This window comes from Brevundimonas sp. (genome assembly GCF_016463295.1).
Classification (GTDB): domain Bacteria; phylum Pseudomonadota; class Alphaproteobacteria; order Caulobacterales; family Caulobacteraceae; genus Brevundimonas.
Genome location: NZ_JAEMRO010000073.1, coordinates 1 through 10,736 on the forward strand (window position 1 = coordinate 1; position 10,736 = coordinate 10,736).

General features: G+C 66.1%; 15 protein-coding genes. 12 read left to right on the top strand and 3 right to left on the bottom strand.

The genetic code is table 11. The features are described 5' to 3' along the window. On the bottom strand, positions 1-239 hold a 239-nt coding region (locus JHC81_RS11885), incomplete at its 3' end, for an FAD-dependent oxidoreductase (RefSeq protein ID WP_292174953.1). Between the two features lie 93 nt (positions 240-332). Here JHC81_RS11885 and JHC81_RS11890 point away from each other — a divergent pair. The 3 genes from JHC81_RS11890 to JHC81_RS11900 all read left to right on the top strand — a co-directional run bounded on the left by JHC81_RS11890 (position 333) and on the right by JHC81_RS11900 (position 3,887). Further along, positions 333-1,121, top strand: a complete 789-nt coding sequence (locus JHC81_RS11890) for a uracil-DNA glycosylase (RefSeq protein ID WP_292174956.1) — start codon at positions 333-335, stop codon at positions 1,119-1,121. Positions 1,122-1,291: 170 nt separating this feature from the next. Continuing rightward, the gene (locus JHC81_RS11895; protein WP_292174959.1) at positions 1,292-2,998 is read left to right on the top strand and encodes a lytic transglycosylase domain-containing protein; all 1,707 of its coding nucleotides are present in this window, start codon (positions 1,292-1,294) and stop codon (positions 2,996-2,998) included. Positions 2,999-3,308: 310 nt separating this feature from the next. Further along, positions 3,309-3,887 carry a PH domain-containing protein gene (locus tag JHC81_RS11900; RefSeq protein ID WP_292174962.1) on the top strand — a complete coding sequence of 193 codons (579 nt, stop codon included), beginning with the start codon at positions 3,309-3,311 and terminating at the stop codon, positions 3,885-3,887. Here JHC81_RS11900 and JHC81_RS11905 read toward each other — a convergent pair. After that, on the bottom strand, positions 3,884-4,552 hold the full coding sequence (locus JHC81_RS11905; protein ID WP_292174965.1) for a glutathione S-transferase: 669 nt from the start codon (positions 4,550-4,552) through the stop codon (positions 3,884-3,886). The two genes, JHC81_RS11900 and JHC81_RS11905, sit on opposite strands and share 4 nt — an antisense overlap. Before the next feature lie 55 nt (positions 4,553-4,607). On the opposite strand from JHC81_RS11905, the gene purB reads away from it, so the two are divergent. The 4 genes from purB to JHC81_RS11925 all read left to right on the top strand — a co-directional run bounded on the left by purB (position 4,608) and on the right by JHC81_RS11925 (position 7,869). Then, positions 4,608-5,909 carry an adenylosuccinate lyase gene (purB, locus tag JHC81_RS11910; protein WP_292174968.1) on the top strand — a complete coding sequence of 434 codons (1,302 nt, stop codon included), beginning with the start codon at positions 4,608-4,610 and terminating at the stop codon, positions 5,907-5,909. Next, positions 5,909-6,640, top strand: coding sequence for a 2OG-Fe(II) oxygenase family protein (locus JHC81_RS11915; protein ID WP_292174972.1), 732 nt, complete (start codon positions 5,909-5,911; stop codon positions 6,638-6,640). Before purB ends, JHC81_RS11915 begins: the two co-directional genes overlap by 1 nt. Further along, entirely contained in the window at positions 6,627-7,184 is a 558-nt protein-coding gene (locus JHC81_RS11920; protein ID WP_292174975.1) for a DNA-deoxyinosine glycosylase, read from the top strand. The genes JHC81_RS11915 and JHC81_RS11920 overlap by 14 nt, the downstream gene beginning before the upstream one ends. A gap of 79 nt (positions 7,185-7,263) precedes the next feature. After that, entirely contained in the window at positions 7,264-7,869 is a 606-nt protein-coding gene (locus tag JHC81_RS11925) for a fasciclin domain-containing protein (protein WP_292174977.1), read from the top strand. A gap of 72 nt (positions 7,870-7,941) precedes the next feature. Here the strand turns inward: JHC81_RS11925 and JHC81_RS11930 are convergent, their stop codons facing one another. After that, on the bottom strand, positions 7,942-8,265 hold the full coding sequence (locus tag JHC81_RS11930; protein ID WP_292174980.1) for a DUF1476 domain-containing protein: 324 nt from the start codon (positions 8,263-8,265) through the stop codon (positions 7,942-7,944). A 273-nt stretch (positions 8,266-8,538) separates the two neighbouring features. On the opposite strand from JHC81_RS11930, the gene purC reads away from it, so the two are divergent. From purC to JHC81_RS11955, 5 genes are read left to right on the top strand one after another with little or no spacing between them, the layout of a single operon-like run. Continuing rightward, a complete protein-coding gene (gene purC / locus JHC81_RS11935) occupies positions 8,539-9,297 on the top strand; it encodes a phosphoribosylaminoimidazolesuccinocarboxamide synthase (protein WP_292174982.1) in 759 nt (252 codons plus the stop codon). Then, on the top strand, positions 9,297-9,533 hold the full coding sequence (gene purS / locus JHC81_RS11940) for a phosphoribosylformylglycinamidine synthase subunit PurS (RefSeq protein ID WP_292174985.1): 237 nt from the start codon (positions 9,297-9,299) through the stop codon (positions 9,531-9,533). Before purC ends, purS begins: the two co-directional genes overlap by 1 nt. Continuing rightward, a complete protein-coding gene (locus JHC81_RS11945) occupies positions 9,530-10,012 on the top strand; it encodes a hypothetical protein (RefSeq protein WP_292174987.1) in 483 nt (160 codons plus the stop codon). The genes purS and JHC81_RS11945 overlap by 4 nt, the downstream gene beginning before the upstream one ends. Next, the gene (locus JHC81_RS11950) at positions 10,009-10,140 is read left to right on the top strand and encodes a hypothetical protein (RefSeq protein ID WP_292174999.1); all 132 of its coding nucleotides are present in this window, start codon (positions 10,009-10,011) and stop codon (positions 10,138-10,140) included. Before JHC81_RS11945 ends, JHC81_RS11950 begins: the two co-directional genes overlap by 4 nt. A gap of 47 nt (positions 10,141-10,187) precedes the next feature. Beyond that, the gene (locus tag JHC81_RS11955) at positions 10,188-10,667 is read left to right on the top strand and encodes a YbhB/YbcL family Raf kinase inhibitor-like protein (RefSeq protein WP_292175001.1); all 480 of its coding nucleotides are present in this window, start codon (positions 10,188-10,190) and stop codon (positions 10,665-10,667) included. Positions 10,668-10,736 lie beyond the last annotated feature (69 nt).

Genomic DNA, 10,736 nt, shown 5'->3' on the forward strand with positions numbered 1-10,736 from the left:
CCGCCGATCTCGGCCGACTTCTCCAGAACGGCGACACTGATCTCCTTGCCGTCCTTTTCCGCCCGCTGCTTCAGGCGGATGGCGGCGGACAGACCGGCGGGGCCGCCGCCGACGATGACGACGTCATACTCCATGACCTCGCGCTCGACGCCGGTCAGGGCCTCGTTGGCAGGCAGTTTGTCGATGATCGCGTCCTGCCACGCGTTGGTGGCACCGCCTTCGATCACGTCTTCGGCCATGGGGATTTCCTCGTGGTCAGTATGGTCTTGTCGTTTTCCGCTTATCGGAAGGTGACGCAAGGGTGGTCAAGGACTATCGCTAGAACCGAGCCCATGACCCCTGCCGCCCTGGACATCGCCGCGACCGAAAGTCTGCTCGCCTTCTGGCGCGATGCGGGCGTCGAGGGCTGCTATGAGGACGCCCCGGTCGACCGCACCCATGTGGAGCTTCCGCCCGCCCGCAAGGCGGTGCTGAAAGCCACCTCGGCGGTCGTCGCCGCGCCCGACAGCGCCGAATGCGCCCAGCAGGCCCGGGCCCTGGCCGCCGAGGCCATGACGCTGGATGCCCTGGTCGCTGCCGCCGCCGGCTTCGACGGCTGTGGCCTGAAGCGTCAGGGCGCGCGGCGGGCCGTGGTCGGATCGGGGCCGGACAACGCCAGCCTGCTGGTCATCGGCAATGCCCCGGGCGAGGCGGAGGACAGTTCGGGCGAGGTCTTCGCCGGGCGAGCGGGGCGGATGTTCGACCGCATGCTGATCGAATCGGGACTGGCGGACCGGACGTGGAAGATGAACAGCGTCTTCTGGCGACCGCCCGGCGACCGGGCCCCGGCCCCCGAGGAACAGGCCGCCTGCCTACCGTTTCTGGAGCGCGCGCTGGAAATCCTGAAGCCCCGTGCGGTCCTGCTGCTCGGCGCGGCCCCGGCCAGGGCGGTGCTGGGTGCCGGCGGCAATGTCATGGGGCTGCGCGGCACCTGGCAGGACTGGCGGCTGCATGAAGGCGCGGTGTCGGCCCCGACCCTGGTCACCCTGAACCCGGCCTTCTTGCTGAAACAGCCCCAGGCCAAGGCCTTGGCCTGGGCCGACATGCTGGCACTGGCGGCACGGCTGGACGCGGCGGATTGACCCGCTCGCCCGTCAGGCGACTCAAATCCGCCCGATTCTCGTAACACGTTGACATAAGGCGTGAGGGCAGGTGTCCTCAGGCCCGACGACCGAACGAATAGCGTGCGCCCACCCCGGATCGAGACGGGTCAGGGACGCCGCTCCCAGGGGGGCCGCCTGTGCCAGTATCTTTGCGACGCGCTTTTCTTGCGCCGACGTTCGCCATCGCGCTTTCGGGCCTGACCGGGCTGGCACATGCTCACGCCACCGAAGTGCCCTATGCCGCCGCCATTACCGTGTCGGTCGAGGGCGAAGGCGAGGCCCGTCGTCCCTCCGCGCTCAGCGCCGCCGACCGCCTCAGCTACACCACCGCCTTCGATGCCCTGCGCCGGGGCGACATCGACCTGGCCCGTGCCTCGGCGCGCCAAGCCCAGGACCGTGTCCTGCTGGGTCAGGTCGAGTTTGAAAGCCTGTTCCACCGCGACCACGTCGCCACCTATGACGAGCTGGCCGCCTGGCTGGAGAGCTATTCGGATCTGTCGATGGCGGACCGGGTCTATAATCTGGCGATGCAGCGTCGCCCGGACGGCGCGCCCGAGCCGCGTCGCCCCGCCAGCGCGATGCGCACCTGGACCAGCCTGATCGCCGCCGGCGGCAACCGCGAGGCTGACCCCGCCCGCGCCGCCCGCGTCGCCCTGAACCGCGACGACCTGCAAGGGGCGGTGTCGTTGGGAGGTCAGATCGGCGACTGGTGGACGGTGGGCCTGGCCCAGTATCGGCTGGGCGACTATGGCCCGGCCATCGAGGCGTTCGAGCGCGTCTATGACGATCCGACCGAGGATGCCTGGGTCCGCGCCGGCGCCGCCTTCTGGGCTGCCAAGTCCGCGGGCATGGCCGGTCGCCAGAACCGCATCCAGCCCAATCTGCGCCGTGCGGCCCAGTGGCCCGCCACCTTCTATGGCCAGATCGCCTTGCGCCAGCTGGGCGAGGAGCCGGCGATCGAAAACATGGGCCCGGTCCCCTACTCCGCCGTCGCCAGCGTGCGGCAGGCCTCCTGGACCGGTGACGACACCTCCGACATCGACAATGCCGAGATGGAGGCCTTCCTGCGCGAGGACGCCCAGGCGCGGCGCACCCTCGCCTGGCTAGAGGTCGGGCGGGGCTCCGAGGCGCGCGAGGAACTGCGCACCGGCCTTCGCGGTGCGATCACCGAGCGCGGCCGCCGGATGTGGAGCGCCCTGGGCCGCATGATGGGACCGCGTCTGGGTGGCCGCGACGACGAGGCCCGCCGTATCAATGCCGACCGTTTCCCCAAGCCGGTCATCGAGCCCGCCGGCGGCTTCACCATCGAACGCTCGCTGGTCTATGCGATCGCGCGCAAGGAAACCGACTTCAACCCCCGCGCCCGTTCTGCGGTCGGGGCTTACGGTCTGATGCAGGTCATGCCCGCGACGGCGGCGGAACTGTCGGGCGACCGGGGCCTGATCAGTAGCCCGGACCGCCTGTTCGATCCCAATCTGAATGCCCAGCTGGGTCAGGCCTATGTGAACAAGGTGCTGGCCATGCCGGCGATCAACGGCGACCTGCTGCGCGCCACGGCCTCCTACAATGCCGGGCCCGGCCCAATGGTGGCGGCGGTGCGCAAGCTGGGGCCCAATGCCGATCCCCTGCTGCTGATCGAGACGATCGACGTGCCCCAGGCCCGCGAATATGTCGAAAAGGTCGTGGCCGCCTACTGGATCTATCAGCGCATGAGCGGGCGGCCGCTGAACACGCTGGATGCCGTGGCCTCGGGCGCGTCGCTGGTGCCGCTTAGCCTGGACTATGTCGCCCCGCCGCCGATGCCGGCCCAGCCGGTCGACTATGCCCAGGCCCCGGTGCCTGCGGGCAGCCAGTAGCTGGGCTCTAGATCACGCTCGCCAGCAGCAGCGCCGGCAGGCAGCAGGCCACCACGATCAGCAGCCCGTAGACCATCAGGCTGGGGCGACGGGCGGCGGGCTGAGGCACGGGGACGGTCATGATGACACCTGAACGCAGAAGCGTTGCGAAGGTGCCAGTCTAGCGTGACCCTCTTAAGGCCAAGTTTGTCGGTGGGGTTAATGCTTAGCTTGGGTGCGTTTATGGCCGCTGCCCTAGCGAACTGCACAATCAATCCGCTACGCTCGCCACTCTTCAAGATCGACAAGCCATGAAGGGGCACCACGAAGCATGGCTGCTCAAACCGAACTCGTTTCGCAATCAGCGACGCGACCGCCGCTTCGGCTCAAAGGGCGCATGCTCGGCCTGGCCTTCGCTGGTGCCGCTTCATTGGCCGTCAGCACATGTTCAGCTGCGCTGAGCTACGGGGACCTGATAGAAGCGAGCTTGCTGACAACCCTGTGGATCGGCGTCACCGCCCTGGGAGGTCTTGTGGCGTTTGTCTGCGGCGTTCTGCCGATCGAACTGACTGCGGACGACTATGGAATAAGCTGGAGGCAGTGGTTTACGGTTCGCTCTTACAGGTGGGCCGAGATTGAGGAGATCGGGATTGGGAGATCCAAGGCCTTTGACGGCTGGGACCAACCAGCTGCCCGCGCCGTGATCGGACCGGCACCGCCGTCGCAGCTCTACTTGGGCGTCAATCTTGTTCCGGCCAAACGAGAGGCTGCGAGTGTGAGCTACCAGCGAGGTTTCACAGGTTTTGATATCAACCTGACTCCGCCGTTTAAGGCCTCGCTAAAACAGATCGTGGCTGAGCTTCAGGCTCGTCTCGAGACAGCTCGTGCAAATGCCGTGGTGAGTTCTTAATTCGCCTCCGCCCCACCCATCCGGCTCCACTCCAGAAAATCCGGCTGGGCCAGCAGCGTGGCGCAGTATTCGGCCGCCGTCCCGTCATCCCCATGCGCCGCCAGGTCGATCTGGTAGTGGCGGAACCGCGTGGCCACCGGGGTGAAGAAGGCGTCGGGGATGGACCATTCGCCGAACAGGTATGGCCCGCCCTGGCCGAAGCGGGCGCGCATGGTGCGGAAGATGTCCACCAGGCGACGCACGTCGGCGGCGACCGCTTCGCTGGTCGGGGCGGGGGCCCGGTCGGGGCCGACCATGGTGTGGATCACGCCCGCCGGGTCCGGCCCCATGCCGCATTCACTGCGCAGGGCCATGAAGGACGAATGCATCTCGCACGCCACCGAACGCGCCAGCCAGCGGGCGTGGGCGTCGGCGGGCCACAGCTTGGCGTCCGGATACCGCTCGGCGCACCAGACGCTGATGGCCATGGAATCCCAGATCGTCACTCCCTCCACAACCAGCAGCGGCACCTTGCCCGACGGTGACACCCGGTCCAGTTCCTCGCGATAGCCGGGGCCGTACAGTGGCACTTCGCGCACCGTGAACTCGGCCCCGCAACGCTTCAGCACCAGCCAGGGCCGCAGCGACCAGGTGGAAAAGGCGATGTTTCCGACGATCAGTTCCATGGTTCGCTCCTCGTTTCCTTGACAGGCTTGCTGCCGACAGCCTTTAGACGCCCCCATGATCACGCGCTATTCCCGCCCCGCCGCCGTCGCCATCTGGTCGCAAGAGACCAAATACCGGATCTGGTTCGAGATCGAGGCGCATGCGGCGACCAAGATGGCGCAGCTGGGCACCATCCCGGCCAGCGCGGCCGAGGCGATCTGGGCCAAGGGCAAGGATGTCATCTTTGATGCCGACCGCATCGACGAGATCGAGCGCACCACTAAACATGATGTCATCGCCTTCCTGACCCATGTGTCGGAAATCGTGGGCGAGGAAGCCCGCTTCCTGCACCAGGGGATGACATCGTCCGACGTGCTGGACACCTGTTTCGCCGTGCAGCTGGCACGGTCCTCGGACCTGCTGATCGAGGGCGTCGAGCGGGTTCTGGCCGCGCTGGAAACCCGCGCCAAGGAGCACAAGTTCACGCCCTGCGTCGGCCGCAGCCACGGCATCCATGCCGAGCCGGTGACCTTCGGCCTGAAGCTGGCCGGCTATCACGCCGAGTTCCAGCGGGCCAAACGCCGCCTGATCACCGCCAAGGAAGAGATCGCCACCTGCGCCATCTCCGGCGCGGTCGGAACCTTTGCCAATGTCGATCCGGCGGTAGAGCAATATGTCGCCGACCAGATGGGTCTGGCGGTCGAGCCTGTCTCGACCCAGGTCATCCCGCGCGACCGTCACGCCGCCTTCTTTGCGGCCCTGGGCGTCGTGGCCAGTTCGGTCGAGCGTCTGGCCATCGAAATCCGCCATCTGCAACGCACGGAAGTCCTCGAAGCCGAGGAGTTCTTCGACAAGGGCCAGAAGGGCTCGTCGGCCATGCCGCACAAGCGCAACCCGATCCTGACCGAGAACCTGACCGGCCTGGCCCGTCTGGTCCGTTCGGCCGTGACGCCCGCGATGGAGAACGTCGCCCTGTGGCACGAGCGGGACATCAGCCACTCCTCGGTCGAGCGCGGCATCGGCCCCGACGCCACCATCCATCTGGACTTCGCCCTGCACCGTCTGGCCAATGTGGTCGAGCGGCTGAACGTCTACCCCGAGAACATGCAGAAGAACCTCGACCTGCTGGGCGGCCTGGTTCACTCGCAGCGCGTCATGCTGGCCCTGACCCAGGCGGGTGTCAGCCGGGAGGATGCCTATGCCGCCGTGCAGGAGAACGCCATGAAGGTCTGGCGCGGCGAAGGCCGTTTCCTGGACTTCCTGAAGGCCGACGCCCGGGTGACCCTGCCGACCGAGCAGCTGGAGGCCCTGTTCGACGTCGGCTACCACACCAAACACGTCGACACCGTCTTTAACCGGGTCTTCGGCGCGGGCTGATGAGCAGTCCGCCGGTCCGCCTCAATCCAAACCTGGATGTCGCGGCGGCGGCCGACGCCTATCGCCGCTACGGGTGGGTGCAGGTCGCCGATGTGTTCGAGGGCGAGACGGCAGAGTATCTGGCAAAGATGCTGGAAACCGGCATCGACTGGGACCTGGCCTTTCAGGGCGAGGATGGACGGCCAGCCGTCCTGACCCGCCAGCAGGTCGTGGCCCAGGGTGATGCCGCCTTGCAGCAAAAACTTCGGGCCATGATGACGAAGGCGGGAAGCGGCTATGGCTTTCTGTACCTGACCTATCCCCTGATCACGGCCTATCTGACCAAGCGCGATCCGGGCCATCCCGTCCATGCCATCACCGAGTTTCTGAACGACGCCTTCGTGCAGCTGGGCATCGCGATCACGGGCCGCGCCGATATCGTCAAGGCGGATGGCCAGCTGACCCGCTATCGCCCCGGCGACTTCATCGGCCTGCACAACGATGTGGGGTCGGAGGCCAGCGACCGCCTGGTCGCTTATACGCTGGGCCTGACCCGCACCTGGCGCGCCGACTGGGGCGGGCAGCTGCTGTTTCACGACGCGGCGGGCGATGTGATCCGTGGCCACGCCCCGCGCTGGAACACCCTGACGCTGTTTTCGGTGCCGCAGTATCATTCGGTCGCGCCGGTCGCCGCCTATGCCCAGGGCCCGCGCCTGTCCGTCGTCGGCTGGCTGAGAAATGCCGGGCGCTGAACCGTCGGCCCGCAAGCGCGCCTTCGATCCCGTCGTCGATGGGGACACCCGCCTCCTCATCCTGGGCAGCCTGCCGGGCGAGGCGTCGCTGAAGGCCGGTCAATATTATGCGCATCCGCAGAACGGCTTCTGGCGATTGATCGGCGGGGTCATCGGCCGACTCGACCTGACGGGCCAGCCCTATGCCGAACGGCTCGATATCCTGAAGGCGCATGGCATCGGCCTGTGGGACGTGATCGCCGAGGCCGAGCGGATCGGCAGCCTGGACACCGCCATCCGCCTGCCGCGCCTTGCCGACCTGAAAGGCCTGATCGCAGCCCTGCCCCGGCTCGAAGCTATTGCCTTCAATGGCGGCAAGGCGGCGCGTGAGGGCGCGCGGGTGCTGGGACCGGAGACCGGAAACCTTGTCCGACTGACCCTGCTGTCATCCAGTCCGGCCATGGCGCGCCCCATTGCCTGGAAGGCAAATGACTGGGCTGTTCTCCGCCCCTTCGCGCGGCCGGCGGATGTCGCACGTGATCACATGTCGCACCCGAAAACGTGATCGAGAACGCATCCTTTTGATCGCTGGTTCGTCTCTTACCCGACGCCGCCATTCGAGCGGTGGATCAGGAGAGAAGCCCATGAATACCCGCATGATCGCCATGACCGTCGCCTCGATGGCCGTTCTCGGCCTCGCCGCCTGCAACAGCCCCGAATCCGCCGAGCCCGCCACCGACGCCATGTCGGCTGAAGGTGCCATGGCTCCCGCCGCTGACGGAGCCGCTCCGGCCGCCGCCACCGGCACCATCGTCGCCACAGCCCAGGGCAACAGCGACTTCAGCACCCTGGTCAGCGCCGTCCAGTCCGCTGAACTGGTCGACACCCTGAACGGTGCCGGCCCCTTCACCGTGTTCGCGCCGACCAACGCTGCTTTCGAGAAGGTTCCCGCCGCCACGCGTGAAACCCTGATGTCGCCGGCCGGCAAGGCGGATCTGACCAAGATCCTGACCTATCACGTCGTCCCCGGTAACGTGACGGCTGCCGCCCTGACCGAGCAGATCACGGCCGGTGGTGGCACTGCCACCCTGACCACCGTTGAAGGCGGCACCCTGACCGCTGCGGTCGGCGCCGATGGCTCCGTCACCCTGACGGACGAAAACGGCGGCACCTCGCGCGTCGTCCAGGCCGACGTGCCCGCGACCAACGGCGTGATCCACGCCATCGACACGGTCGTGATGCCGAACTAACCGTCCTCCCCGGACAGCAGAAAGGGCCGCCCCGGAAACGGAGCGGCCCTTTTTCATGTCTGCGATGTCGGCCTATTCGCCGCTGCGGATCTGCTCGCGAGCGACGGAGGACAGTTCGTCCATCTTGCGACGCACTTCGCCTTCGGTCACGGCGATGCCCGAGCCTTCCAGGTCCTGGGCGATTTTGCGGAAGACGTCTTCCTCGCCCGGCTGTTCGAAATCGGCCTTGACCACGGCGCTGGCATATTGGTCGGCGCTGTCGGCGCTCAGCCCCATCTTTTCGGCGGCCCACAGACCCAGCAGCTTGTTGCGACGGGCGACGGCCTTGAACTCCTGTTCGGCGTCCAGAGCATATTTGGCCTCAAAGCCTTTTTCGCGATCGTCGAAGGTCGTCATGGGGGTCGTCAGGCTCCGGCAGGCGATCCTCAGAACTCGGACCGCATTCGAGGTGGTCTATAGCCGCCCCGCTTGCGAACGCAACCGGAACCGGTTTCAGGTCGGGTGGAAGCGGGCGAGGCGTGTCGTCGCGGACCCGTTTGTGTCGGGACCGGGCTTCCGCTAAAGGTGCGCGCGACAAATCCCCGCCCGCCGATTCCGGATCGCGCCGCCCAGACGATGGTTCTGGCCGCGCGATTTTCGTTTTGAGGCAGGCCCCGACGGACCCGGTGAATGAACGTCAAGCGCAAGAAGATCTACGAAGGCAAGGCCAAGATCCTGTACGAAGGACCCGAGCCCGGCACCCTGATCCAGTATTTCAAGGACGACGCCACCGCCTTCAACGGCGAGAAGAAGGCCCAGCTGGAGGGCAAGGGCGTCATCAACAACCGCATCAGCGAGTTCGTGATGAGCCGCCTGAACGGCATCGGCGTCACCAACCACTTCATCAAGCGGCTGAACCTGCGCGAGCAGCTGATCCGCGAGGTCGAGATCATCCCGCTGGAGGTCGTCTGCCGCAACGTTGTGGCCGGCTCGATGAGCAAGCGCCTGGGCATCGACGAGGGCACGCCTCTGCCCCGCTCCATCATCGAATTCTATCTCAAGAAGGACGAGCTCAACGACCCGATGGTCACCGAAGAGCATATCACCGCCTTCAACTGGGCCTCGACGCAGGAACTGGACGACATCCTGGCCATGACGGTGCGGGTGAACGACTATCTGTCGGGCATGTTCGGAGCCGTCGGGATTACCCTGGTGGACTTCAAGATCGAGTTCGGCCGCATCTGGGAGAACGACTTCGCGCGGGTCATCCTGGCCGACGAGATCAGCCCCGACAGCTGTCGTCTGTGGGACACCACCACGGGTGAGAAGCTGGACAAGGACCGCTTCCGTCGCGACCTGGGCGGCGTGATCGAAAGCTATACCGAGGTGGCGCGCCGCCTGGGGATCATGAAGGATATGCCGACCGTGATTCAGGGGGGACTGCACTGATGGCCAAGATCAAGGCTCACATCTTTCTGAAACCAGGCGTGCTGGACGTCCAGGGTAAGGCCGTCGAAGGGGCCCTGCACGGCCTCGGCTGGACCGGCGTCTCTGGCGCCCGCGTCGGCAAGCTGATCGAGTTCGACCTGGACGGCGTCGACGATCCCGCCGCCGAGGCGAAAAAGATGTGCGAGCAACTGCTCGCCAACACCGTCATCGAAAGCTACCGCATCGAGGTGGCGTGAAGCGCGTGCTCACAGCGCTGGGCGTTGTGAGCCTGCTAGCAGGGTGCCAGCAGCAGGAAGCTCAAGTCGCTGAGTACAATAGCGGCGGTGACCTTGTTTGTGCCAAAGGCTTTGACACCTTGGTGCGAGAGATATCTTCAACACCGGCTATCGTTACCGCCAAGTATGAGCGGGGATTGGATGCCTATCGGGACGATAGGACTGAGAGCTTGTACCTGGTGACGCATTCTGACCATCCGGCGCATCCCGCAGTGTTCAAACGATCTGTAGTGAGCACTTTGCACAACATTTCTTTCGTCAGCGGAGCGTGCGGTTATGGCGACCTCGAGGCGATGCGTCGGGAAGTCGCTGCCTATTCCGCTTTCGATCGGCTCTTGCAGGCAGAAGAAGACTGCGAGCTCTGCGGTACTGAAAAGATGTCGCCATCCGTTGCCCGGCGTTTGCCGCCGCCACCAGGCGTGATGAGCCAGACGCCATGAACCGCTTCGTCAAACTGCTGGTCGCCCTGTTCGTCTTGGCCGGATGCCTGATCTTCGCCGGAGCGTTGGCGGGCGGGTTGATGGATGACCGCGCCTTCACGCAGCAAGCCAAGGATGCGGCACACTGAGGACGTTGGTGCGTTAGGGTCGTTCCGAACACTCACGCGAGGCCCTCATGACCTTCACCCTGACCTCCAACGACATCACCGACGGCGGCGTCCTGCCCGACGCCCAGGTTCAGGCCAAGGGTAACACCTCGCCGCATCTGGCCTGGTCCGGTGCGCCGGAGGGCACGAAGAGTTACGCGATCACCGTCTATGATCCAGACGCCCCGACCGGCTCGGGGTTCTGGCACTGGACGGTGGCTAACATCCCTGCGGATGTGACCGAGCTGGACACCGGTGCGGGCTCGCCGGGCGGGCGGCTGCCGATGCGCGCGATCCAGGGCCGCACCGACTTCGGACAGGCCGGTTTCGGCGGGGCCGCTCCGCCCCCCGGCCACGGTCCGCACCGCTACATCTTCACCGTCTTTGCCGTCGACACCGATGCGCTGGAGGTGACGGCGGACGATTCCGGCGCGGTCTTCGGCTTCAACCTGCATTTCCACACTCTGGCGAAGGCCTCGATCACGGCGACTTACGAGAACAAGGGCTGACACCTGACAGGGCGCGCGAAGCCTGCTAAACGCCCGCGCCATGAGCGCAGCCGTCATCGTCTTCCCCGG